The sequence below is a fragment of the Sphingobium sp. TKS genome, from assembly GCF_001563265.1.
GTDB lineage: Bacteria > Pseudomonadota > Alphaproteobacteria > Sphingomonadales > Sphingomonadaceae > Sphingobium.
Window position 1 is genome coordinate 527,446 of record NZ_CP005084.1, and the last position, 24,823, is coordinate 552,268.

The 24,823-nt window shown below is 62.6% G+C and carries 18 protein-coding genes; 9 read left to right on the forward strand and 9 right to left on the reverse strand.

Annotated elements, in window-relative coordinates:
- Positions 1-130 precede the first annotated feature (130 nt).
- The 9 genes from K426_RS23220 to K426_RS23260 all read left to right on the forward strand — a co-directional run bounded on the left by K426_RS23220 (position 131) and on the right by K426_RS23260 (position 9,139).
- Positions 131-1,000, forward strand: a complete 870-nt coding sequence (locus K426_RS23220) for a MaoC family dehydratase (RefSeq protein ID WP_066562813.1) — start codon at positions 131-133, stop codon at positions 998-1,000.
- Between the two features lie 109 nt (positions 1,001-1,109).
- Entirely contained in the window at positions 1,110-2,714 is a 1,605-nt protein-coding gene (locus K426_RS23225) for an ABC-F family ATP-binding cassette domain-containing protein (RefSeq protein ID WP_066562815.1), read from the forward strand.
- Positions 2,715-2,757: 43 nt separating this feature from the next.
- Positions 2,758-3,141, forward strand: a complete 384-nt coding sequence (locus tag K426_RS23230; protein ID WP_066562816.1) for a VOC family protein — start codon at positions 2,758-2,760, stop codon at positions 3,139-3,141.
- 10 nt (positions 3,142-3,151) lie between these two features.
- Positions 3,152-4,252, forward strand: a complete 1,101-nt coding sequence (locus K426_RS23235; protein WP_237230084.1) for a Zn-dependent alcohol dehydrogenase — start codon at positions 3,152-3,154, stop codon at positions 4,250-4,252.
- Between the two features lie 73 nt (positions 4,253-4,325).
- A complete protein-coding gene (locus K426_RS23240) occupies positions 4,326-4,667 on the forward strand; it encodes a 2Fe-2S iron-sulfur cluster-binding protein (protein ID WP_066562818.1) in 342 nt (113 codons plus the stop codon).
- Positions 4,668-4,752: 85 nt separating this feature from the next.
- Positions 4,753-6,246, forward strand: coding sequence for an FAD-linked oxidase C-terminal domain-containing protein (locus K426_RS23245; protein WP_066562821.1), 1,494 nt, complete (start codon positions 4,753-4,755; stop codon positions 6,244-6,246).
- A complete protein-coding gene (gene glcE / locus K426_RS23250) occupies positions 6,246-7,406 on the forward strand; it encodes a glycolate oxidase subunit GlcE (RefSeq protein WP_066562823.1) in 1,161 nt (386 codons plus the stop codon). Before K426_RS23245 ends, glcE begins: the two co-directional genes overlap by 1 nt.
- Positions 7,407-7,409: 3 nt before the next feature.
- Positions 7,410-8,711, forward strand: coding sequence for a glycolate oxidase subunit GlcF (gene glcF / locus K426_RS23255; protein WP_066562824.1), 1,302 nt, complete (start codon positions 7,410-7,412; stop codon positions 8,709-8,711).
- Positions 8,712-8,713: 2 nt separating this feature from the next.
- On the forward strand, positions 8,714-9,139 hold the full coding sequence (locus tag K426_RS23260; protein ID WP_443018228.1) for a GlcG/HbpS family heme-binding protein: 426 nt from the start codon (positions 8,714-8,716) through the stop codon (positions 9,137-9,139).
- A 67-nt stretch (positions 9,140-9,206) separates the two neighbouring features.
- Here the strand turns inward: K426_RS23260 and K426_RS23265 are convergent, their stop codons facing one another.
- The 9 genes from K426_RS23265 to K426_RS23305 form a co-directional block, all read right to left on the reverse strand.
- Positions 9,207-10,661: an aldehyde dehydrogenase gene (locus K426_RS23265; RefSeq protein ID WP_066562827.1), complete on the reverse strand. Its 1,455-nt coding sequence runs from the start codon at positions 10,659-10,661 to the stop codon at positions 9,207-9,209.
- Positions 10,661-11,758 carry an NAD(P)-dependent alcohol dehydrogenase gene (locus tag K426_RS23270; RefSeq protein ID WP_066562829.1) on the reverse strand — a complete coding sequence of 366 codons (1,098 nt, stop codon included), beginning with the start codon at positions 11,756-11,758 and terminating at the stop codon, positions 10,661-10,663. Before K426_RS23270 ends, K426_RS23265 begins: the two co-directional genes overlap by 1 nt.
- Before the next feature lie 114 nt (positions 11,759-11,872).
- Positions 11,873-14,287 (reverse strand): TonB-dependent receptor, encoded by a 2,415-nt coding sequence (locus K426_RS23275; RefSeq protein ID WP_082749038.1) that lies wholly within the window; start codon positions 14,285-14,287, stop codon positions 11,873-11,875.
- Between the two features lie 499 nt (positions 14,288-14,786).
- Positions 14,787-16,268, reverse strand: a complete 1,482-nt coding sequence (locus tag K426_RS23280) for an aldehyde dehydrogenase (protein WP_237230086.1) — start codon at positions 16,266-16,268, stop codon at positions 14,787-14,789.
- Between the two features lie 141 nt (positions 16,269-16,409).
- Positions 16,410-18,161, reverse strand: a complete 1,752-nt coding sequence (locus K426_RS23285) for an N-acyl-D-amino-acid deacylase family protein (RefSeq protein WP_066562833.1) — start codon at positions 18,159-18,161, stop codon at positions 16,410-16,412.
- 317 nt (positions 18,162-18,478) lie between these two features.
- The gene (locus K426_RS23290; protein WP_066562835.1) at positions 18,479-20,215 is read right to left on the reverse strand and encodes an N-acyl-D-amino-acid deacylase family protein; all 1,737 of its coding nucleotides are present in this window, start codon (positions 20,213-20,215) and stop codon (positions 18,479-18,481) included.
- 39 nt (positions 20,216-20,254) lie between these two features.
- On the reverse strand, positions 20,255-21,841 hold the full coding sequence (locus tag K426_RS23295) for a class I adenylate-forming enzyme family protein (protein WP_158511774.1): 1,587 nt from the start codon (positions 21,839-21,841) through the stop codon (positions 20,255-20,257).
- A gap of 15 nt (positions 21,842-21,856) precedes the next feature.
- Positions 21,857-23,794 carry a flavin-containing monooxygenase gene (locus K426_RS23300; protein ID WP_066562839.1) on the reverse strand — a complete coding sequence of 646 codons (1,938 nt, stop codon included), beginning with the start codon at positions 23,792-23,794 and terminating at the stop codon, positions 21,857-21,859.
- Entirely contained in the window at positions 23,787-24,758 is a 972-nt protein-coding gene (locus K426_RS23305; protein WP_082749040.1) for an alpha/beta hydrolase, read from the reverse strand. Before K426_RS23305 ends, K426_RS23300 begins: the two co-directional genes overlap by 8 nt.
- Positions 24,759-24,823 lie beyond the last annotated feature (65 nt).

Genomic DNA, 24,823 nt, shown 5'->3' on the forward strand with positions numbered 1-24,823 from the left:
CGGGAAGGCCAGGAAGATCGCATTGACCATCTGAGTCGATATGATATTGAGGTATCTGATTTAGAATTGGAGGCCCTCGACCCGGAGCGGTCAACGAAGGGCAATTTTGCCGAACGAAAGCGATTTTTCGATGCCTCTCGACTACCCCGCCATCTTGTCGCTTCGCGAGGAAGGCTATCGCACGCAGTATGGCGATCGCGACACGATGCTGTACGCTTTGGGCATCGGCATGGGGGCAGATCCGCTGAATGCCGCCGAACTGCCCTTCGTCTACGAGAAGGATCTGCGCGCAGTCCCCTCGCTCGCGACAGTGATCTCATGGGGAGCGGGCATCAGCACCGACAAACTGGGCCTCGACCATCACCTTGTCCTGCATGGCGAGGAAGAGATCATCTTTCACCGCCCGTTGCCGCCCGCCGCTGCAATCATCGCCGACTGGGCGGTTTCCCGAGTCTACGACAAGGGGCGGGACAAGGGGGCGCTGGTCGTCCTTCAAACGGTGATCCGCTCTGCGGCCGATAGGGAGCCGCTTTGCACGATCAACCGGACATTATTCGCGCGCGGGGACGGCGGATGCGGCGGTTCGACCGAACCGCCCCCGATGCCGCATGCCGTCCCCACTCGCGCGGCGGATTTTTCGGTCGACATCGCCACGCGTCCCGACCAGGGCGCCCTCTATCGGCTGTGCGGCGACCGCAATCCGCTCCATATCGATCCGGAGGCGGCGAAGCTGGCCGGGTTCGACGGACCCATCCTGCATGGGCTGTGCACATACGGCCTGAGCTGCCGAGCCGTGCTCCAGACCATCTGCGAGTACGACCCCAGCCGGATCATCCATCATTCGGCGCGGTTTTCCGCGCCCGTCTATCCGGGCGACACCGTGCGAATTGATATTTGGAAGGACGGCGATGCAGCCTCTTTCGAGGCGTCCGTGCCGTCGCGCGGCGTGACGGTGATCCGGAACGGCCGTACCCTGCTGCGCCCCGACGCCGACGGTTGACCTATCGCATTAGGCCATGCTGATCGGGCTTTAGAAGCTTGCGTTTTCCGTTCGTCACCCATAAAAATACGATATCGTGCCTTATTTCGGCTGAACCGGGTTTCCTTCGATGTCTTCCATCACGCTTTCTCACATCGCTTGCTTGACGCCGGATCGCCGCATTCTCTTTTCCGATTTGAACCTCAGCTTCCGGAAAGAGCGTGCCGGCCTGGTTGGGCGCAACGGCGTGGGCAAGACGACGCTCCTCAAACTCGTCCTGGGAGAGTTGGAACCATCGGCAGGGTCCGTGACCGTGAACGGCACCCTTGGTTTCCTGAAGCAGACGGTCCAGGTCGACCGGCAGGAAACATTGGCGGACCTGTTCGGCGTGCGCGATTCCCTGGCCACGCTTCGCCGGGCGGAGATGGGGGAAGCGACGCTCGAAGAGCTGGCCGAAGCGGACTGGACGCTCGAAGAACGGATGACGGTCGCGCTCGCTCGGGTCGGACTGGATGCTGGCGCGGATACACGGCTCGGCACACTTTCCGGGGGCCAGCGCACGCGGGCGGGACTTGCGGCGTCGATCTTCGCCGAACCCACTTTCCTGTTGCTGGACGAGCCCACCAACAATCTTGATCGAGAAGGCAGGGATGCCGTGATCGCCCTGCTCGAAGGATGGCGGGCGGGCGCTATCGTGATCAGCCATGATCGCGAACTGTTGGAGCGGATGGACGCGATCGTCGAGCTGACGTCGCTGGGTGCGACCCGCTACGGCGGCAATTGGACCCATTACCGGGAGCGCAAGGCGATCGAGCTGGAGGCTGCGCAGCATGATCTGGCCCACGCGGAAAAGCGGGCGGCCGACACCAAACGCAAGGTGCAAATGGCGACGGAGCGCAAGGCGCGGCGGGATGCCGCCGGCGCCCGCAAAAGTGCCCGGGGCGATCTTCCGCGCATTCTGCTCGGAGCGCGCAAGAACAATGCCGAAGCGAGCGGCGGCCAGGGCGCAAGGCTTGCCGAGCGGCAACGCACGGAAGCGACGGAGGCGGTGGCATCAGCGCGGGCGCGGATCGAGGTTTTGCAACAGCTTTCCATCGTCCTTCCGCCAAGCGGCCTGGCGGCGGGTCAAACTGTTCTCAGGCTGGATCGGGTCACGGGCGGCTATGACGCCGCATCGCCCCTCATTCACGACCTGTCATTGACGCTGACGGGTCCGCAGCGGCTTGCGGTGACCGGTTCCAACGGCTCTGGCAAGACGACCCTGCTGAATATGATCACCGGGCAGATGACTCCATCTGCCGGGACGATCTGGGTTACCCAATCGCTCGCCATGCTCGACCAGCGCGTAGGCATCCTCGATACGCAGGCGTCCATCCTGGACAATTTCATGCGGCTCAATCCCGGGTCGGACGAGCAGGCGTGCCGCTCCGCCCTCGCGGGCTTTCTCTTCAGGGCGGATGCCTCGCTTCAGTTGGTGGGTACGTTGAGCGGCGGGCAGATGTTGCGCGCCGGTCTGGCCTGCATCCTTGGCGGTACCCAACCCCCTCAATTGCTCATGCTCGACGAGCCGACGAACCACCTGGACATTGAATCGGTCGAGGCGATCGAGGGAGGGCTGGCCGCCTATGACGGAGCGCTGATCCTCGTGAGCCACGATGAGTCTTTCCTCGCAAATGTCGGCGTCGATCACCGGCTGGATCTGACTGCCCACTCTCACCAGGTCATGACGCCCTGAGAAGTCAAACCGGCAAAACATTCTCTTTCAAGCGGAGGCGGCAATGTTCAGCCATATCATGATCGGCGCCAACGACCTGGATGCATCGCGAAAATTCTACGATGCCACACTGGGCGAACTCGGCCTTCCGCCCGGGCGGGGGGATGGCGCAGGCCATGTCATCTATCGTGCCGGAGACAATGTGTTTGCGTTGACCAAACCTCTGGACGGCCGTCCCGCGAGCTTCGCCAATGGCGGCACCATCGGATTTCTAGCCCGTCGAGCGGCCGACGTCGACGCCTGGCACAAAGCCGGCGTGGCCGCGGGAGGCGCCGCCTGCGAGGACCCGCCCGGGATACGCCGCTTGTCCGGTCATTCCCTATATCTTGCCTATCTGCGCGATCCGGTCGGGAACAAGCTGTGCGCCTATTTCCACGTCCCGAACTGAGGCATCGGACATGACGACCGGTCCCGTGCGTGCGGCAGTGATCCGGCAGCCCGGCCGCTTCGATATCGAATCCGTCACGCTTGACACCCCTCGTTCAGACGAAATCCGGGTCCGCGTTCTTGCGAGCGGGCTATGCCACACCGATCATCACGTCATGCTCGGCCGGATTCCCGTTCCATTTCCTGTCGTTGCTGGGCACGAGGCGGCGGGGATCGTCGAACAGATCGGCGAAGAGGTGCGGGACATCGCCGTCGGCGATTTGGTCGTCACCTGCGCATCGGTGTTCTGCGGGGTCTGCGCGCAATGCCAGGCAGGCCATAACCATCGCTGCGACACGCCGCCTGGCCGGGCGGATTGGCGGGCCGACCCGCGCCTGCGCGATGCCGCTGGCGACCCGCTCTATCAGCTTGCGCGGCTGGGCGGCTTTGCCGAGGCCATGGTCGTCCACCACCGGTCCGTCGTCAAGCTTCCCCCCGACATGCCGCCGGTTCCGGCCGCACTTCTGGGTTGCGCCGTGCTGACCGGATATGGGGCAGTGACCTCGGCCGCCAGCGTCCGGCCGGGAAGTTCGGCAGCCGTGATAGGATGCGGCGGCGTCGGCCTCAACGTGATCCAGAGCGCTGCGATCGCCGGTGCGACGCGGATCATCGCGATCGATCGCGATGGCACGAAACTCGAACAGGCCCGCCTGTTCGGCGCCACCGATCTCGTACAATCCCATGCCGGTCTCCCGGTGGCGATACGGGATCTTTCGGATGGCGGCATCGGCATCGATTACGCCTTCGACGTGGTCGGCACGCCGGAAACGCTGAGGGATGCCTGTCACATGCTCAAGAAGGGCGGAACAGCCGTTTTGGTCGGCGCCGCCCAGCCGGAAGGCGAGCTTGCGATCCCTCTGTGTTCCATCCTGTTTCGTGAGATAAAGCTCACAGGCTCGCTGATGGGCAGCACGTCCTTCCAGCTCGCCATGCCGCGGCTGATCGACTTCTATCGTCAGGGCAGGCTGAAGCTGGACGAGCTGGTCTCGGAGAGGATTTCGCTGGATCGGATCAACGAGGGTTATGCCCGGCTGAACCAGGGTCTCGCCACGCGGATCGTGATTGAATTCTGACGCGGTCGCCCTGAGGCTTGCAAAATGCCACATATACATTAGAGGTATCTCAATATGGAAATTGAGGACGATAATGACCGAGGCCACCTTTAGCATCACTGTGGAGCCTGCCGGCGTGACGCTGACCTGCCTGCCCGGCGAAACGATGATGCAATGCGCCACCCGTCATGGCATGCATTGGCCCACCATCTGTCGTGGCGTGGCGCAATGCAGCGCCTGCCGATTCGAGATATTGGAGGGAGAAGAGAATTTCATGGAGGAATCTCCCGCCGAGGAAGCGCTGTTTCGAGCCGTGGCCCGGGTCGCGAGTTCAGGCAACAAGGTCCGTTTCGGCTGCTGCGCGCAGCCGAGCGGGGATGTCAGGGTGCTGTGCCGCCGTGCTCGCTATCTGACGGAGGCCAAACCCGCATCATGACCAGACCTCCGGATCAGGCGAGGGAGCATTCGGAAGCGGAGCAAGTTGGCGAGATGATTTGCTGCCCGGCAGACGGGGTCAGCTCATGACGTTGCGCATGCCCGAGCCTGACAAGGCGACGATCGCACGGCGTGGCGAGATCGTGGATGCGCTTCGTTCGATCGTGCCCTATGACAGCGTCATCGACAGGCCTGAGGCGCTCCGCGTCTATGAGAGCGACGGGCTGACCGCCTATCGCCAGCCGCCGCTGGTCGTGGTGCTGCCGGAAACCGTCGAACAGGTCGCGCGCATCCTGCGCTGGTGCAGCGAACAGGGCGTCAAAGTGGTGCCTCGCGGGGCCGGCACGTCGCTGTCCGGCGGCGCGCTGCCGCTGGCCGACGCCGTGCTGATGGGGATGGCCAAGTTCAACCGGATCCTCGACATCGACTATGTCGACCGCATCGTAACGGTGCAGCCGGGCGTCACCAACCTTGCCATAACCCAAGCCGTGGAGGCGGCGGGCTTTTATTACGCGCCCGATCCATCCAGCCAGATCGCCTGTTCGATCGGCGGCAATGTGGCGGAAAATTCGGGTGGCGTGCATTGCCTGAAATACGGCCTGACCACGAACAACGTGCTGGGCGTGGAGATCGTTACCATCGATGGAGAGGCGCTGCGCATCGGGGGGCGCCAGCTCGATCAGGCCGGTCTCGACCTTCTGGGCGTGATTGTCGGCTCGGAGGGGCTGCTGGGCGTCGTCACCGAGGTGACCGTGCGCATTCTCCCCCGGCCGCAGACGGCCCGCGCCCTCCTTTTGGGATTTCCAAGCGTCGAGGGCGGCGGTCAGTGTGTGGCCGATGTCATCGCCGCGGGCATCATTCCCGCAGGCATGGAGATGATGGACCGACGGGCCACCCATGCAGCCGAGGCCTTCGTCGGAGCCGGCTATCCGCTGGACGTCGAAGCGCTGCTCATCGTGGAACTCGATGGGCCAGCCGCCGAATGCGATCATCTGATAGAGGTCATCGCGCAGATTGCCAGCAATAATGGCGTGCTTACCTCGCGCATGTCCGACAGCGAAGAGGAACGGCTCCTGTTCTGGGCAGGCCGGAAGGCGGCATTTCCCGCTGTCGGTCGGCTGGCGCCGGATTATTACTGCATGGACGGCACCATCCCGCGTCGGAAATTGCCCGAAGTCCTGCAACGGATCGAGGCGTTATCCGATCGTTACAAACTGGCGGTGGCCAATGTCTTCCACGCAGGCGACGGAAATCTTCACCCGCTGATCCTCTACGACGCCAACCAGCCTGGGGAGCTGGAGCGGGCCGAGGAGTTCGGCAACCACATTTTGCGCCTTTGCGTGAAGGTCGGCGGGGTCTTGACTGGCGAGCATGGCGTGGGCGTGGAGAAACGTGACCTGATGCCCGAGATGTTCAGTCCGATCGACTTGGCTCACCAGCAGCGGGTCAAATGCGCCTTCGATCCGCAGCTGCTGCTCAACCCCGGCAAGATGTTCCCGGTCCTGCATCGCTGCGCCGAACTCGGCCGGATGCACGTCCATAGCGGCGCAGTGCCCTTCCCTGAACTGCCGCGCTTCTGATGACCATGGTCGCGCCTTCCACGATCGACGAACTTCGCGACGTCATTCGCAGTGCGGCCGATGTCGGCGAACGACTTGAACTGCGCGGCGGCGGTAGCAAGGCGGCGATCGGCGCGTCGCGCGACGCCCGACTGGTATCGATGCGCCGCTTCTCCGGGATCATCGACTATGACCCGGCGGAGTTGGTCCTGACGGTCGGCGCGGGAACGCCGCTTCATGAGGTCGAGGCGCTCGTCGCCGGGGCCGGTCAGACGCTGGCGTTCGATCCGTGGGATCAAGGGTCCCTGTTCGGCGAACAATCGGGCAAGGCAACGATCGGCGGCGTTATTGCGGCAGGCGTCGCCGGACCCCGGCGCCTGACATTGGGCGCGCCGCGCGACCACCTGCTCGGCTTTGAGGCGGTGTCCGGCCGCGGCGAACGCTTCATTGCAGGCGGCAAGGTTGTGAAGAACGTGACCGGCTACGACCTCTCAAAGCTGATGGCGGGCAGTTGGGGTCGGCTCGCGGCGATGACCGAGCTGACCCTGAAGCTGATGCCGCGACCGCGCTACAGCGCGACACTCCTTATCGAAAATCTCGCTCCCGCCCGGGCGCTCAACGCGATTGCGCGGGCTATGGCAAGCCAGGCCGAGGTCTGTGCCGCTGCCTATATGCCCGATCGGCTGACGGCCGCGGCGTCGCGAACGATCTTATGCCTCCAGGGGTTTGAGCCATCGGTCGTCGCGCGCCAGACGATGCTGCGGGAAAAACTGGGGGAATTCGGCCCAGCGGCCGTCACCTCAGGCGACGACAGCGACGCGCTGTGGGCGGAGGTGCGAACGGCAGCGCGGCTTCCTGTTGATTTGCCCCTCTGGCGGATCAGCATCCCGGCTTCGAAGGCGCCCGCGATGATCAGCGATCTTGACGCGGCGGGCGCCGACTATTTTTGCGATTGGGGCGGCGCGCTGATCTGGGCCGCGACCGACATTGACCCTGCGCGCGTCCGCCGGTTGGCCGAGCAGGCCGGCGGCCATGCGATGTTGATGCGCGGCAGCCGTGCCTTGCTCGACGCGGTGCCCGCCTTCCACCCCCGCGCGCCCGGGGTGGCTGCGCTGGAGCAACGGATCCGCCGCGCCTTCGATCCGGCTCAAATATTCGAAACCGGCAGATTCCTGGAATGACCGATGCGCACTGATTTCCCCCCTGCCCTGCTTCAGGACCCCGCCAACCGTTCATCGGAAGCGATTATCCGCAAATGCGTGCATTGCGGCTTCTGCACGGCGACCTGCCCCACCTATGTGTTGCTTGGGGATGAACTCGACAGTCCCCGCGGGCGCATCTACCTGATCAAGGACATGCTGGAAAACCAGCGGCAGCCGACCGCCGAGACGGTGAAGCATGTCGACAGATGCCTTTCCTGCCTGTCATGCATGACGACCTGCCCATCGGGCGTGAATTACATGCATTTGATCGATCACGCCCGAAGCTATATCCATCAACACTATGCTCGCCCTTGGCATGAGCGCCTGTTGCGAGCCGTGTTGGCATGGGTATTGCCGCAACCGCGTCGATTCCGCCTAGCGCTGTCGCTGGGACGTCCTGCCAGACCGCTGGCCCGGCTGTTCGCCCGCGTGCCCGGATTGAAGCCATTGGCAGCAATGTTGTCACTCGTCCCATCCAGTTTGCCCCGGCTTGTTCCCCTGCCCGCCGCCGGCGACCGCGGCAAAAAGCGCGTTATCCTGCTGCAAGGCTGCGTCGAGCAGGTGTTGAAGCCCGAAGTCCGGGCCGCGACGATCCGGTTGCTCGAACAGGCTGGCTACGCCGCCAGTTTCGCCGCCGGGGAGCAATGTTGCGGCGCCCTCGTGCATCATATCGGGCGCGAAGCGGACAGCTTGGCCGCTGCCCGTCGCAACGTCGACTGCTGGACCGCGGAAATCGAGGCGGGGGGCGTGGAGGCGATCATCATTACCGCCTCAGGCTGCGGCACCACCGTCAAGGATTACGGGCATATGCTGCGCGACGATCCCGACTATGCGAAAAAGGCTGCGCGCATCTCGACGCTTGCCAAGGACATCAGTGAGTTTCTGGACAAAGCCACCTTGCCGGCGGGGAATGGACGCGGCCTGCGGGTGGCCTATCATCCCGCCTGTTCGCTCAGCCATGGCCAGAAGGTGGTTGCCCCCCCCAAGCAGCTTCTGGAGCGCGCCGGTTACGAGGTTGGCGTACCAGCCGAAGCGCATCTCTGCTGCGGCTCCGCAGGCACCTATAACATCTTCCAGCCGGAGATTTCCGGCTCCTTGCGCGATCGCAAGCTCGCGAACATAGCCCAATTGCAACCGGACGTGATTGCATCCGGCAACATCGGCTGCATGATGCAGCTGGGACACGGCCGCATTCCGGTGGCCCACACCGTGGAATTGCTCGACTGGGCGACTGGCGGACCGCGCCCATCGACCCTCGCGCATATCGACATTGCAGGAGAATGAATTTGAACCTCTCTCTCGACCAGGCGCGAGCCATCATCGCGGCCGCACTCGACCGGGGTCTGGAGCTGGGACTGAAGCCGTTGACGGTAGCGATACTCGATGCCGGGGGACATTTGATCGCGCTCCAGCGTCAGGACGGGGCATCCACGATGCGCCCGCAAATCGCCATCGGCAAGGCGGCCGGTGCCCTGAGCCTGGGCGTATCGAGCCGCACCATCGCCGAGATGGCGGCGGAGCGGCCAGTCTTCATCGCTTCGCTGGGTCCGATCTCGCCGGCTGGCATCATCCCGGCGGCCGGGGGGATCATCGTCAAGGGAGCAGATGGGGCCATCCTCGGCGCGGTGGGTATCACCGGCGACACATCCGACAATGACGAAGCATGCGCGCTTGCGGGCGTGGCGGCCGTGGGCCTGGCGGCACAGGGTTGATACGCCGCAGACCCCGGCGAGCACGTCCTCTCGCCGGGGCCTGCGGCACACCGCATCATGCCATCGATCAAGCCGCCTGGTAGATGACCTTGACCTCGGTATAGAGTTCGAATGCCTCGACCCCACCCTCGCGGCCGATGCCGGACTGCTTGAAGCCGCCGAAGGGCATGTTGATCTGCGGCCCCAGCGCGTTCTGCGCGACGGTTCCCGCCCGGATGCGCCCTGCCATGTCGCGGAAGCGGTCCGCATCCTCGGTGAAGATCGCGGCGTTGAGTCCGTAGGGCGTGTCATTGGCCAATGCCACGGCATCGCCCTCGTCCCGATACCGGATGACGCTGATGACCGGGCCGAAAATTTCCTCCTGCGCGATCGTCATGTCGTTGGTCACGCCGGCGAAAACCGTCGGCTCGAAGAAGAAGCCGGCATCCAGCCCGGTGGGGCGGCGGCCGCCCGTCGCGATGCGAGCGCCCTGCCGGGTTCCGGTGGCCACATATCCCTCCACCCGGTCGCGTTGCCGCGCGTTGATCAACGGCCCCATGTCGATCGTCTCGTCAAAAGGATCGCCGATCCTTATGGCGGCATAGGCGGCGGCCAGAGCTTCCTCGAGCGCCGGCGCCTTGGCTTCCGATACCAGCACGCGCGTCAGCGACATGCAGGCCTGTCCGGAAATCAGCGTCGACATCCGGACCAGACGCGGCACGACCGCCTCCATCGGTGCATCATCGAGGATGATGGCCGGGGATTTCCCTCCCAGTTCGAGACTGACGCGCGCGACGCGATCCATGCAAACCGCGCCGATATGCCGCCCGGCGGCAGTCGAGCCGGTAAAGCTGACCTTGTCGACCCTCAGATCCCGGATCAGCCGGTCACCGACGTCGCGGTCCGCCTGGACGATGGACAGAACACCCTTTGGAAATCCGGCCAGGTCTGCGCATTCGGCCATCAGGATCATGTCGAGCGGCGCTTCGGGCGAAGGCTTGACCACCATGGTGCAGCCGACAATCAGCGCCGGGACCATCTTGATCAGGCCAAGATGGGCAGGAAAATTCCAAGGCACAATCGCCGCCACAACCCCGACAGGCTCCTTCGTGACGACAGCCTTGCCGCCGGGGACTGGCATCTCCTCTTCGAAAGCGAAGGCCTCGGCAAGCTTCACGCCGTGCCGGATCAGGCTCGACATATAGGCCATGTTCTGACGGGTGGAGCGAATGGTCGCTCCGATTTCCGTCGTGTAAGCGACAGCCAGATCTTCGGCACGCGCATCCAGCATGTCGGCCCAATGGAGCATGCAGGCGCACCGCTCCGACAGCGACATGCGCGGCCAGGCACCATGATCGAAGGCTTCCCGCGCTGAGGAGACCGCGCGATCCATGTCTGCCTCGCGCGCCTCGGGCACGCTCAGCCGGATGTCGGCCGTGCCGGGGTGAACGATCTCAAAGCGTCGATCGGTCGAGGGCGGCAGCCATTCGCCGCCAATGTAAAGGCGGTCGGCATGCTTCAGTCGTACCACGGACTGGCTCATCACATTTCCTTCTCGAAAAGGAGGACCGGTTTGACGGCGTTGCCGTTCTTCATCTCGCCGACCGCTTCGTTGATATCGGCGAAGGGGAAAAAGCGGATCATCTTTTCGAACGGAAAATCGCCAGTCTTATGGAGTTCGATCAAGCGGGGGATCATCTCCTGGGGGTCGCTGTCGCCCTCGACGCAGGTGTGGATTGTGATTCCCCTCATGATCCCGGAAGGAAAGGATATTTCCCGAGCAGCCGGGACACCCAGCAAAACCACCTCGCCGGTCTTGCGCAGGCAGCCGGTGACCGTCGCCATGACGGCCGGAACGCCCGTCGCCTCGACGGCATAGGCCACGCCTCCATCCGAGAGGTTCCGCAATGTTGCAGCCAGATCGGCGCTGTCCCCGCGCAATATGTGGGTCGCGCCCATTTCACGCGCCAAAGCGAGACGCTCTTCATGGAGATCGACCGCGATGATCGGATCGCAGCCGCTTATCCGGGCCGCAAGGACGGCGGACAGGCCGACCGCTCCCATGCCGAATATGGCAATGCTGGACCCGCGTTCGGGCTTCAGCCGATTGAGAACCGCGCCCGCGCCGGTCTGGATGCCGCATCCCAGCGGGGCCAGCATCGGCAGGGGAAGTACGGAGGACACCTTCACCACATTGCTGCGGCGCGCGATCACATAAGCCGCAAAGGAAGACTGGCTGAAGAAGGACGCACCCACCGGTTCGCCATCAAGGTGACAATTGGGGGAACCGTCGGGACGCCTTCCGGAAAAATTATAAGTCGCGAAATTCTCGCAATAGGCGATGGCGCCATCCGTGCACCGGCCACATGTGCCACAGGACGCGAACGACATGACCACCTGGTCGCCCGGAGCGAGGTCGGTGATCGACGCTCCCGCCGACATGACAATGCCCGCGCCCTCATGACCCAGCAGCGCCGGGCGTGGCCATGGAATATCGCCGTTCAATACCGAAATGTCCGTATGGCAGATGCCCGCCGCGACGACGCGGACCAGGATTTCGTCCGCACGCGGTGCGTCGAGGTCCACATGGGCGATGTCGAAACGTCCCGGATTCCTGACGACAGCGGCCTGGATCTTCATGCGGCGGAGCCTGGCGGTTGGATGTGCAAGGGCGATGGTTCCGTTAGAAGGCAATGCCTGCCCGGAGCGACCGTGGCCGATCCGGGCAGACTGAGTATTGGGACGGGATCGGCCCTAGAACCGGAAGGTCAGTTCGAGGCCGTATGTCCGGGGCGTACCACCCCAGCTGATCGCATGTCCCAGCGATTTGGTAAGGTCGGTGCCGAACGTGTAATATTCCTTGTCGAGCAAGTTTTTGCCCCACAGGGCAATGGTGGCCTGCCCGTCAAGGATTTGCGCCGCGACCCGGGCGCTCAGCAGGCCATAGGCCTTTTGCGTGTTCCACGGGGCATCGCCGAAACCACTGGGACCGCCATCGGGATCGAGCGGAACATCGCTGGTGTGCCAGTAGGCGATGTTGGCGTCGATGCTGCCGAAGGACGTGGGCATCTTGTAGGCTGCGGACAGGGTCCAGACGAAGTCGGCGACCCCCTGGAACTTTTGCGCCGACAGATCGGCTCCCGTCACGGGACTGCGGAAATCGACATATTTCGCGTCCGTGTAGGCGCCCGACCAGTTCAGGGTCAGCTCCTCGACGGGCTTGAAGATCGCGTCGAACTCCACGCCGCGCACCCGAGCCTTGCCTGCATTCTGCACCACGGCTCCGACCTGCCCGTTCACCACCTGGACGAAGGTCTTTTGCAGGCCCTTATAGTCGTCGTTATAGAGGGCAAGGTTCAACCGGACATGGCGGTCGAAGAGATCCGCCTTGATGCCGATCTCATAATCGTCGACCGTTTCCGGGCCGAACGGGGGAGCGCCAGCGCCGCCCAGGCGCAACTGTCCGCCACCGCTCCGGAAGCCCCGGCTCACCTTGCCATAGACAAGGATGCCGTCGTCGATCTTGTAGTCGGCCGAGGCTGTGTAGGTCACCTTGGAGAAGGAGAAAGGCTGGAAGGAAGAGCAGGCGTCGCCGATCCCCTGCGTCTGCTCGCTGCAGAACACGGTCTGATTGAGTATGGAAGGCAAGGGATCAACGAAACCCTCGGCAGGGTTGTAGGTGCCGGCCAGGAACTGATTATGGGTCGTGAGATCCTTATGCTCCTTGGTATAGCGGATGCCGCCCGTCAGATTGAGTTGCGGCAGGACCTCATAGCTCATCTGGGCGTAGGCGGCGTAGCTGCGATTGTCGACTTCGCCATTCTGAATGCTGATGCCGGTTGGAATGGGAGAGGCGGCGCCGAAGACGACGCCCAGAATGGGCGCGGTCACGACGCGCGCCATGTCGCGGCCCTCTGCCTTCAGATAGAAGGCACCCAACGTATATTTCAGCTTGCTGTCCACCGTGCGGCCGTTGAGCAGCAGTTCCTGCGTGAACTGCCGGTAGTTCAGCGGCTGGGCCGTCGCCACATTGGTGACGATGGACGAACCCGAAAAATCGACGCCGCGATAGGTATCAAGATCGCGATAACCGGTAATAGACCGGATCTGGATGGCGTCTGACACATCATAATCGATCGTCCCCGACACGGCCCAAATCTTCAGCCGGTTCGTCGTCGGGAAACGACTGGTCATGTCATAGAAGCCCTGGGGGGCATTCGCGAAAAACAGATCGCGAGCCTGGGCAAGCGTGGCAGGACTGAGCGAACCGTTCGGCTGGAGCGGAAGGCCGTTCTCCAGCGCGATCGCCAGCGTCATGAGGTTGGTGCCGTCGGCCAGCGCGACCGGCCGGATGCTCGGGCCGCCGCTGGTATCGCGATCATAGGATCCGCGAACCACCACCCGCAGGCCGGGCGCCGGATCAAGACGCAGCGTGCCCGCAAGAGCGTAATTCTTGTCATCCTGAATGTCGACGCGCTGAGTGGGATTCCAGCCATAGCCATCCCGCGCGCTGTAGCGGCCATAGAGACGGACCGTCGCGAACTGATCGACCAGCGGAAGCGTTACCGCCCCGGCCAGCTTGTGATAGTCGTAGTTCCCGACCTCCAGGGTCGCCCAGCCTTCGACTTTATACTCCGGCACGACATGGTCGAGCTTGATGGCGCCGCCCGAGGTATTGCGGCCATAGAAAGTGCCTTGCGGGCCTTTCAGGACTTCGACGCCTGCGGCATCGTCAAAGTTCAATGCCGTACCATTGCCGATCTCCGGGCCGATATAGACGCCGTCCACATAGATGCCGACAGCTGGATCGAGGTTGAGCGTGGTGTCGAGCGTGTTCTGCCCGCGGATCGTCGCGGAAAACTGCTGCGTCGTGGTGCTCGCCTGCAGGGTCAGACCCGACGTGTTGTTGGCGACGTCGGTGACGCTGACGATCCGCTTCTCGGCCAGGATCTCGGGATTGAACGCCGTGATGGAGACAGGCACGTTCTGCGACAGTTCCGCGCGCTTTCGCGCGGTGACGATGATGTCCTGAATCCATCCGTTGGGAGCGGATTGCGCGGCAGGTACGGCTTGCACTTCTGCACCGCCCGGACTCGCCTGCTGCCCAAAAGCAGCGGACGGCAGGACGGCCAAAGAGACGCCACTCAGTATCAAAACCTTAAACGTCATACCCTCTCCCGATTTTGCTCTTCATTTTGAACTTTTTCTGGAGCGCTTGCGTGACCGCAAGTCCCCGCTCATTGCCGAATTGCAACCTATATTCAGCCCGTCGATGTAACCCTGAACGGTGCGCAGTCCTGAATGGACGACTCCTGCCGAATGCTGGAAAGATGCCGACAAGGGAGTCGTTCGATCAATTGTGGCGCCAACCCTTCAAAATACTGAGCGGGAAACATTGAGATACCTTAATTGGAAGATATCGTCAAGCACTTCGGTGAGGATCTGGAACGTTTGTAGCCTGCCGACTGAAAACGCTCACACATTATGTGTGGGAAACAAATCACCGGAAGCAGGGATTTTTAGCGTCCATGCTGCAGGCAACTGACAGGTGCCAGACAGACCGATGGTATGGTGTGATCCCATAATTGAGAATGCTCTTTTTCCTTCAGCCGCTGCAAGTATGACGTGCCAGCCTTACCGTTCTCGGCAAGTGGGCAGCGCAGAGCCTTCAATTCTCAACTGCTCCCGGGACGCCATCGAGGATGACGACCTTCGTTTCCAGAAACGGCAAGAGGCCCTCCTTTCCACCTTCCCGTCCAAGGCCAGATTGCTTGAACCCGCCAAATGCAATACCAAAGTCCGAGCGCCATGCATTGTGGCCAACCGTGCCCGAACGCAACGCGCGTGATACCGCCAATGCGCGATCCATGTCGGCAGTAAATACCGACGCGTTGAGGCCATAGATTGTGTCGTTGGCGATCCGCACCGCCTCCTCCTCACTATCGGCTGGAATAACCGCGAGAACGGGGCCAAATATCTCCTCTTGGGCGATGGTGGCGCCATTGTCGACACTATCGAAAATCGTGGGTTCAATGTACCAGCCCTTGTCAAGATGACGAGGGCGGCCTCCACCAGTCACCAGGCGCCCTCCATCCCGAACACCTTGGTCGATATAATGTTCGACGCGGCTGCGTTGCCGCTCGGTCGCAAGCGGCCCCATGCCGGTGGACGGATCGAAGGGATCGCCCACCTTGACCTGCTCGAATGCCGATGAAAGCGCTGAGACAAAATCATCCTGAAGCTTTCGCGGCACGATGATGCGCGTGAGGGAGGAACAGACCTGCCCGGAAAGTAGAGTCTCACTGGCCGCCAGATGCCGGGCAGCATGATCGACATCAGCATCGTTCAGGAGAACCGCCGCAGATTTACCGCCGAGTTCGAGCGTGCAGCGCGCGATCCGTTCGCCGCAAAGTGATGCGATACGGCGTCCCGCTGATGTGGAACCGGTAAAAGTGATCTTGTCGACTCGCGGATCGCGCACGAGCTGTTCGGACACATCGCGGTCGGCGACGAGTACGTTCAGCACGCCGTGCGGAAGTCCTACCATCTGCGCGATTTCGGCCACGATCATCGGCGCCGCGGGAGCCTCAGGCGCCGCCTTCAGGACGATGGTACAGCCTGCGATCAACGCGGGCGCCACCTTGGCGCCGATCATGCCGAGCGGACCATTCCAGGGAATGATCGCGCCGACTACGCCAACAGGTTCGCGCACGATCAAACCATATTCGCCCCCTGCCGTCGGCGAAACCGGCTCAATGAAGGGGTAGCTTTCCGCAAGTCCGGCATAATAATCGAACATGCCTGCCACGCCATCGCCGACGTGCAGCGCGGCGCTATGCAAAATTCCCGTTTCCCGGGTCCAGCATTCCCCGAGATCGGCTGCGCGTTCACGGAGTTTCGCAGCAATCGCGCGCAGGTAGCCGGCGCGCTCCTTGTGAGTCATTCGCGGCCACGGACCGGTGTCGAAAGCGTCGCGGGCAGCCTGCACGGCTCGCGAGAGTTCTTCGGGCCGCGCAAGTGCGGTACGGGCGAACAGAGCTTCCGTCGAAGAATCGAATATGTCGAAACAGGCTCCAGACGTCGAAGGCTGCCATTCACCATTGATGAACAGATGGTCGAAATCGCGTATTCTCGCGGAAACATCTGCCACTGCCAACTCCTTCTCCATGGTCTTTTTCGTTATCGACGTCGTAACTCTATTCTCAAACGTCAAAATCAGGAGGAGCGTAACTGTCGTCACGTCTTGTAACGACAGTTACGCTCCTCATTTCACCTGATCCTGGATGTGCCGTTACGCGCGGCCATGGCGCAGCAGCTTGCCGGGGGTCGCATTCGTGCACACGCCGTTTTCGAACGTGACATCGCCATTGACGATCGTCCAGCGATAGCCTTCAGCCCAACGAACGCGGCGCCAGTCGCCGCCGGGAAGATCCTGGCGGGTCTCGAACAGGCCTTCAGGCACCTGCTTCAGGACGTCCATGTCATAGATGATGATGTCGGCGGCCTGTCCTTCCGTCAGGGTACCCCGATCCTTGAAGCCGTTGACCCGCGCAGGCAGTGCCGAAAGCAGGAAATGCGCTTCTTCGAGCGTCAGCAGGCCGGTGTCCCGAACCATCCACGTCAGGAAGTCAGTCGAATAGGCGCCACCCACGAAATATTTCATGTGCGCGCCACCGTCCGAAATGCCGGGCAGCGCCTTGCCGCTCTTCATCAGTTCGGCGATATATTCCGCGTTAGGACGGTGAACGATGGGGGTGCGCAGCGTCGCCTTGAGTTCCGACGCCACGGCGATCTCGATCATGACTTCGAGATTGTCCTTGCCTTCCTCGGCCGCGATCTGGCCCAGGTTCTTGCCGACATATTTCTCGACCTCAGGATAGCCCGCACCGTCAAGCACTTCGATCTCGTCGACGATAAGGCCAATGCCCTCGAAGCTTGCGAGCCACGGCTTGTCCGCGATCATCTTTGCGCGGATTTCGGGATTTTTCAGATTGGCGAGCCGCTCTTCGGACGTGCCCATGAGCGCCGCCTTCCAGTTCGGCGCAATGTCGAAACCATTCCATGTCTCGAAATTGAACTGCTGGAAGTTGCGATTGGTGTCGGCGTGACCATAGACCGTCAGCCCCTTCTCATGGCAGGCTTGGAGCCACTCCATCGCATGCCGGTGCACCTCCGGTTTGCCGTCGATCGCAAGCAGGGTGTTGTGCAGTACCGGGCGTCCCGAAACCTCCGCAAGCTTTTCGACCCAGCCCTCCACGGTGGGAAGGTCGAAAAAGTCTTCAGCCATCTTGTCGCCTGAAGGAGCATAGGTCAGCTGGATGATGCCTTCGCCGCGCTTGCGGAGGACTTCAGCAAAGGCGTAGCCTTCTTCATCGGTCATGATGTCGGTGACCATCGGCGTGCCGTCGAAGTCAGGCTGGATCGAATGTTCGCCCATGCGCTGGACCGACCAGCCGGCAGCGCCCGCCTCCATAGCGTCATCGATAAGATCGCAGATCTTCTTGAGTTCTTCCTCATTGGGGCGGCGCTTCTTGGCTTCGGCAAACGATCCCATGGCGTAGATCATCAAAGGCGACAGCGGCGCGAAGGTCAGCACGTTCACGCCCTTCGGCGTCCGATCCAGCGAGTCGAGGAACTCCGGGAAAGTGGTCCAGTCCCAAGGCATCCCTTCCTGCATCGCCTCAAGGGCGATCTGCTCGTTGCGGGTCATCGAGAGCATCGAGCGATCCCGATCTTCGGGACGGCACGGGGCAAAACCGAAGCCGCAATTGCCGATGACCACGCTGGTCACGCCATGCCAGCCGGAGATGGTGCAATAGGGGTCCCAGAACAGCTGCGCGTCATAGTGGGTGTGCGCATCGACGAAGCCCGGAGCGACGATAAGCCCTTCGGCGTTGATTTCCTTTTTCGCTTTCGCCTTCTTCAAACCGTCGATCGCGGCGATCTTGCCTTCCTTGATGGCCAGGTCCCCGACCCACTTCGGCATGCCGGTACCATCGACGATGGTGCCGCCGCGAATGATTGTATCATATTCCACCGTCATTGCGTCATTCCTTTCCTACATCCCCCTTATGGAGATGACTCTAATAATGTTCTTGAAGCACCGCATGCGCCCGACGGCTTTCACCAGATGCTGGGATTTTGAGCATTGGCGACTCAGGGCGTCTCGGCCTATTCCTCTTATAGAGTAACTTCTAACTGTTGCAAGTAAAAGATACTGTATAGTGCTTTTTATTATCTTCGCGCGTCCGGAGCGGGGTTGCCGAAGCCCGGCGCCCGCCTGGAGCGCGCTGCATTAAATCGGACGCGAGTCGCGCGCTCCAAGTTCTTGTTGTCGCATCGCTTTTTGCGCACGATGCTCTAGCGGGCGGCGGTTCCGGGCATCTGACTGCCGCGCACGAGCCGGCCCGGCAGCGCCCCGGTATGTTCGCCATCGCGATACGTGACTTGCCCGCTTGCGATCGTCGCCACATAGCCATCGGCGTTTTGACGGATGCGCAAGGCGTTGCCCGGAAGATCGTGCTTCGCGCGAGGCGCGTGCAACGTCAGCCGCGACAGGTCGATGACGTTGAGATCCGCCTTCAGCCCCGGCTTGACGACACCGCGATCGAACAGGCCGACGGCGTGGGCTGGAGCCCCGGTCATCTTGTTGATCACCTGGGCCAGGCTTTGCCGCTCTTCGCCTGCCGCGTCTCGAACCCAGCGGATCAGGCTGTGGGTGGGGAAGCTGGCGTCGCAGATCAGCCCATAATGCGCCCCGCCGTCGCCCAGGCCGAAGACCGTGTTGGGGTGCCGGATCATGGTCGACGTGGAGTGCGGCGTGTCGGCCGTCATGTTGGCGGCGGGGAGACACAGGATCGCCTCGCCATTCTCCTGAAGCAACGCATCGTAGATAAGCTGCATGGCCGGCACGCCTTGTTGCGCCGCCTGCGCGCCGATGCGCTTGCCGGGGTCTGGCTCATATTCGGGCGGATCGCCCAGAACGAACATTTCCTCGATCCGCTGGATGAGGCGCAAGGTGATCGGATTGGAGCATTCGGGCTGCTCGGCCAGCATGCGTTCGCGCAGCGCGAGATCGCGCATGCGGGATACGCGTTCGGCGAGCGGCAGATCGGCGATGGCCTTGTAGCTCGGATGGAAGGAGAAGGGATGCAGTGAAAGCTGCAGCCCCATCAGCACCCCGACCGGCCGGGGGAAAATCTGGGCACGCATTTCCAGCCCGTCGGCCACGGCCTTTTCGAGCTCGGAAAGCATCGTGCGCCAGCCACCGGGCCAGTTGGGATGATCCAACAGGGAGAAGGACAAGGGACGTCCGGATGCCTCCGCGATGCGGCGCATGAGCGCGAATTCGCTTTCGGCGCCGCCGTGCCCGTCATAGATGAGCTGGAACACGCCCGCGCCGCTGTCGCCCAATCCGCGCGCGATCGCGAGCAGTTCCTGTTCGACCGTTCCCACGCTCGGCGCCAGGTCCCCCGCTTTGCTGCGGTGGGCGAGCGAACGCGACGTGGACACGCCGATCGCGCCGGCGCGAATGCTTTCCGTGGTGAGCTGGCGCATGGCCGCGAGATCCTCGGCCGTGGCCGGTTCGTGGTTCGCGCCGCGTTCGCCCATGACATAGACGCGCAGGGCCGAGTGCGGGAGCTGCGCGGCAAAATCGATGTCGAGGGTGCGCGTGGCGAGAACATCCAGATAGTCGGGGAAGGTTTCCCATGTCCACGGCAGGCCGTTGGTCATGACGGGTTCGGGAATATCTTCCACGCCTTCAAGCAACTGGATCAACAGTTGCCGGTCACCGGCGCGACAAGGCGCGAAGCCGACGCCGCAATTGCCCATCACGACGCTGGTGACGCCATGCCCCGATGAGGGTTGGAGGCAGTTTTCCCAAGTGGCCTGCCCATCATAATGGGTGTGGATATCGACAAAACCGGGCGTGACAATGCAGCCGGACGCATCCAGCTCTTCGGCCGCGGTGCTGCTGATCTTGCCCACTTCTACTATCCTGCCGTCGGCCACGCCGATGTCGGCGGTGAATTCGGGCGCGCCAGTACCGTCAAGGACGGTGCCGCCACGCACGATGATATCCAATTGTCCGCTCATTCCATCATCCTTTCGCGTCCGGCGGCATGCCGGACCAACCTAACCAAACAGGTTTCGCAATTCGGCCTTCACGATCTTGCCCCCGGCATTGCGGGGAAGGCTTTCCACGACGCGCCACGCCACCGGACGCTTGTAACGGGCGACTTCCTCTTCGCACCGGGCGTCCAACTCCGCGATCAGGGCATCTTCACCCTGTGCGGGCGCCGCCTCGATCACCGCCGCGATCGACTGGCCCAGCCGCTGATCCGGCAGGCCGATCACGGCGCAATCGGACACGCCCGGAACGGTCCGCAGAACGCGCTCTATCTCGGCCGGATAGACGTTAGCCCCGCCACGGATGATGACGTCGCTTCGCCGGTCGTGGACGAAAAGGTCGCCGTCTTCGGCCAGATGCCCGATATCGCCCGTGCGCAGCCAGCCGTTGCGGATCGTGTTGCGCGTCGCTTCCGCCCGGTTCCAATAGCCAAGCATCGGCGTGTACACGCCGGCGAAGGGGCCGCTCCGCGCGGCGCGCAGGCAAATTTCCCCGGCCGTCCCCGCAGGAAGCTCGCAATCATCTTCATCACGGATCGCGACTTCAAGATGCGGCAGAGGTCGCCCGACCGCCCCCTGTACGGTTGCCGAGTATTCATGCGTTCTCGAGATGGTCGTGGGCAGCTCTGTCTGCCCGTAGCCAGTCGTCATCCGCGTGCCGAACCGTTCCTCGTAGAGGCGGGGCAATCCTTCGGGCACCATGGCGCCGCCGACGACGAGCCAACGCAGGGAAGCGAGATCCTCGGCCGGGATGTCCGGCCGGGTGAGCAGATCGTACACGATCGTCGGAACCAGGTTTGTGGTGGTGATCCGCTCTTCCCGGATCCAGTCGGCGACGCCGCGGCTATCGGTGCGGTCCATGCACACCAGACGGTCGCCCCGCGACAGGGTCGCGATAGCTCCCAGGATCATCATGTTGAGAATGGTCATGGGCGATGTCATGCCGCGCACCACCTGGTCCGAATCGTCCTGAGACATGACCTGCGACATGGTCGCGGCGACGATCATATTATGCTGGCTGTGCACCGCGCCCTTGGGACGGCCGGTCGTTCCGCTGGTATAGGCGATGGCCGCCGGCGCCCACGGATCGAGACCGACAGCAGGCCGTGTGTGTCCCGCGTGGCGCGCAAGGGCTTGGGCCCAGGCGCACTGTTCATCGCCCGGCTCCATCTCCAGGGCGACGATACCGGCAGCGGCCGTCTGCGCGATCGCATCCCGGTCTCCCAGATAGAGCGATGCGCCGGAATCCTCCAGAAAATAGCGCTTTTCCGCCGGGGCATAGTTGCGGTTGATGCCTACCCAGATGGCGCCAATCCGCTGACAGGCGAGGAAGGCGGTGATCAAATCCGCCCCATTGGCCGCCGTCGCGGCAACGCGGTCGCCAGGCTTCACCCCCAGTTCGATCAGCAATGCGACCGCCGCGTCCGCCTTTTGGTCAAGTTCGGCGTAGCTCAGTCTGGCGTGACGGCCAATCAGCGCGATCTTGTCAGGGGTTTCCCTGGCCGGCCCGTCTATCATCCGTGCCACGCTCGCGGGCGCGCCCGGCATGGATAGCCGCGTTTCCGGCGGAACAAGCCAATCGGCATCCGGCATGACGCTCATCCCCGGTCAACCCGCCAGGGTCCGGCGTTCGACGGGATCGTCGAAGCCGAAATCAGCCGGATCGGCGCGGCGAGTGGCTTCCCAATAATCGACCGTCGGGAAAGGCCAGTTCTGGCTGACCCGGCCCAGATCGTTCTTGTACCAGCTCGACACGCCCTCCACGCCCCACGCCATCTCCGCGTTTGCCGCGTCGATCCGCTCATTGAAGTCGTCGAAGACGTCGCGCCGTACCTCGACCGTCCTTTGGCCATGCTCGATCATCGTCTTCAGGCTCTGGAGCATGTAGCCTACCGAACATTCGGCAAAAAGAATGATGCTGCCGTTGATCACCAGGTTGGTATTCGGTCCGTACAGGATGAACATGTTGGGAAACCGGGGCACCATTGTCCCCAGATAGGCCCTGGCATTGCCGTTCCAGAAGCGGTGCAGATCGACTCCGTCGCGTCCCGTGATCCTGAAGGTCGACAGAAATTCGCTGGCGCGAAATCCCGTGCCGAAGATCAGGACATCGGCGGGATGCGTCTCGCCGTCTGCGGTAACGATTCCCTCCGGCCGGATTTCCCGTATCCCTTCCGTAACCAGGGCGACATTGTCGCGCTCCAGCGCTTTGATCCAGCTGCCAGCGTCGCGAAGCGCCCTTTTCCCGCCCACCGGATATTTGGGAACCACATGATCGCCCAGCTTGGCATGGTCGCTGATCTGGCGGTTGATCCAGCCTTCCAGCACCGCGCGAAACTCCGCGTTCTGGGCGCTGATCGCGCGACCGCCGCCGTCGAACGCGGGATCGCGCTTGACCGCATGATGCATGCCGTCGACCGTGCGCCAGTACAACCAGAACCGGTACCAGTTCTGATAGAAGGGCACGTTGGCAAGCAGCCAGCGCTGGCCGCTGCTCACCGGTTCATGATAATGGGGCGTCGGCAGCAGCCATGGGGGATTGCGCTGGAAAACGTCGAGCTGAGCGACCTGTGGAGCGATTTCGGGCACGAACTGAAACGCGCTTGCCCCCGTGCCGACGACCGCTACCCGCTTGCCCCGCAAATCGACATCGTGGCGCCACGTCGCGGAATGAAACACCGGGCCGGCGAAGGACGGCAGGCCAGGAAGATCGGGAATGCGCGGGACGTTCAGTTGTCCGACCGCGCTGACCAGAATATTGGCGGTCAGCTCGCAAAGCCCCCCCCCGTCAGCATCGGCATAGCGAACCTTCCACTTTCCCTCCGCCTCGTCAAAGGTCGCATCCTCGACCTTGCAGCCCAGCCGGATATGATCGCGAAGATCATATTTTTCGACGACTTTGCGGAAATAGTCGAGCAGGATTTCCTGCGTGGAAAAATGCTGCGGCCAATTCGCATTGGGTTCGAAGGAATAGGAATAGAGCTGATTGTCGGAATCCACGCGACAGCCGGGATAGGTGTTCTCGTACCATGTGCCGCCGATTTCGGGGTTCTTCTCGATGATGGTGAAGGCGATGCCGGCTTGCTTGAACCGGATCGCGGCAAGCAGGCCCGACATGCCCGCGCCTATGATCACCGCCGACAGGCCTGCGGCTCCCCGGCGCAGTTCCGGGCTGTGCCATTGCGGGGTGCGCAGATCGGCAACGCCCAGTTCTTCCTCCAGAAACGGCAGATAGGCATCCGGTGCCGCATCGCCGACAAGATAGCGAATCATCTTGTCCAGGGTCTGCATGTCGAGTTGCGGTAACTCGGGCGAGCCTGCTTCGAAATGCCGCTTCAGGGCATCCCGCGCGACCGACCGGACATATTGCTGATCCTCGGGCGCAAGCTGCGATTCGGGCGCGACATGGCTGGAAACGCGAGGCCGCCATTCGTGCCGCAGAATGGAGGTTTCGCCCGTCAGATGGCAGATGACCATCTGCAACGTGGGCACATGCGCTTCGTTGATGGCGGCATCGAGTGTTTCAAGGGAAAATGTTTCAGGCATTCGGAGCCCTTTCCATCTGGTCCGCGGTGACGGACTGTGATTGGCGTGAGATGAGCTGGCGCAGGCTGTCGATCGCCTGGTTCAGATGGATCCGTGCCGAAGGCAGGACGCGACGGGATGTTGCCCAGTTGTGGGGGAAACCCTTTGCTTCGAGAAAATGGCATTCGATGCCCGCGCCGATCAGCCGGGCGGCATAGGCGCGCCCCTCGTCGCGCAGGACATCGCATCCCGCGGTGACGATCACGGTCGGCGGAAGATCGGCGATAGGGCCGCGCAGCGGAGACGCGCACGGTCCATCGCGCAGAAGCGGATCGGGGATATAGCTGGCGATGAAGCATTCCATGTCGGCTGCTTCGAGAAGATAGCCGGTGTCGAATTCGTCATAGGATGCCGATTGCCCCGCGACATCGAGCACGGGATAGAGCAGAAGCTGCGCCCGGACCGGTCGACCGGTTCCCTCGTTCGCGGCCAGCGCGGCGGCGATATTGCCCCCAGCGCTGTCGCCCGCCAGAATGATGCCTGAAACCCCCTCGCCCAATTGGCCGGGCGAAGCGGCCAGCCACTCCATCGCCGCGACGCCGTCCAGATAAGCGGCCGGAAACACATGTTCGGGCGCGCGATGATAGTTGACCGCCACGACGCGGACGCTGAGGGTCGATGCCAGGGTCCGGCACAGGCCGTCGTGGGTTTCCAGATCTCCATATACCCAGCCGCCGCCATGAAAGAACAGAAGGACATCGTGAGACAACAGCATGTCCGGTCTGTAGACCCTGGCGCCGATTGAACCCGCCGGGCCTTCCAGAACGATATCCAGACTGACTGCTGCGCTGCCTTCGCAGCAATCCAAAGTGGCAAAGCTTTCACGAACGATATGGCGAGCTTGTTCAGGAGCGCGATCGCGCAGCTTGGGGCCGGGACGACCGTTGGCGAGCTCAATGAGATTTTCAGCCTCAGCGTGCAACATATGCTCTCCAACCAAAGGATTCCGCTTTTCCAGTCCCCGTTCTGATTGCGGGAACTCACTCTCTT

Excerpts from the sequence above, each read along its gene's own strand:
- K426_RS23305 (WP_082749040.1), bottom strand. The coding sequence starts at position 24,758 with ATGTTGCACGCTGAGGCTGAAAATCTCATTGAGCTCGCCAACGGTCGT.
- K426_RS23220 (WP_066562813.1), top strand. The coding sequence starts at position 131 with ATGCCTCTCGACTACCCCGCCATCTTGTCGCTTCGCGAGGAAGGCTAT.
- K426_RS23225 (WP_066562815.1), top strand. The coding sequence starts at position 1,110 with ATGTCTTCCATCACGCTTTCTCACATCGCTTGCTTGACGCCGGATCGC.
- K426_RS23290 (WP_066562835.1), bottom strand. The coding sequence starts at position 20,215 with ATGAGCGGACAATTGGATATCATCGTGCGTGGCGGCACCGTCCTTGAC.
- K426_RS23300 (WP_066562839.1), bottom strand. The coding sequence starts at position 23,794 with ATGCCTGAAACATTTTCCCTTGAAACACTCGATGCCGCCATCAACGAA.
- K426_RS23245 (WP_066562821.1), top strand. The coding sequence starts at position 4,753 with ATGACGTTGCGCATGCCCGAGCCTGACAAGGCGACGATCGCACGGCGT.
- K426_RS23230 (WP_066562816.1), top strand. The coding sequence starts at position 2,758 with ATGTTCAGCCATATCATGATCGGCGCCAACGACCTGGATGCATCGCGA.
- K426_RS23275 (WP_082749038.1), bottom strand. The coding sequence starts at position 14,287 with ATGACGTTTAAGGTTTTGATACTGAGTGGCGTCTCTTTGGCCGTCCTG.
- K426_RS23240 (WP_066562818.1), top strand. The coding sequence starts at position 4,326 with ATGACCGAGGCCACCTTTAGCATCACTGTGGAGCCTGCCGGCGTGACG.
- K426_RS23235 (WP_237230084.1), top strand. The coding sequence starts at position 3,152 with ATGACGACCGGTCCCGTGCGTGCGGCAGTGATCCGGCAGCCCGGCCGC.
- K426_RS23270 (WP_066562829.1), bottom strand. The coding sequence starts at position 11,758 with ATGAAGATCCAGGCCGCTGTCGTCAGGAATCCGGGACGTTTCGACATC.
- K426_RS23265 (WP_066562827.1), bottom strand. The coding sequence starts at position 10,661 with ATGAGCCAGTCCGTGGTACGACTGAAGCATGCCGACCGCCTTTACATT.
- K426_RS23295 (WP_158511774.1), bottom strand. The coding sequence starts at position 21,841 with ATGCCGGATGCCGATTGGCTTGTTCCGCCGGAAACGCGGCTATCCATG.
- K426_RS23285 (WP_066562833.1), bottom strand. The coding sequence starts at position 18,161 with ATGACGGTGGAATATGATACAATCATTCGCGGCGGCACCATCGTCGAT.
- glcE (WP_066562823.1), top strand. The coding sequence starts at position 6,246 with ATGACCATGGTCGCGCCTTCCACGATCGACGAACTTCGCGACGTCATT.
- glcF (WP_066562824.1), top strand. The coding sequence starts at position 7,410 with ATGCGCACTGATTTCCCCCCTGCCCTGCTTCAGGACCCCGCCAACCGT.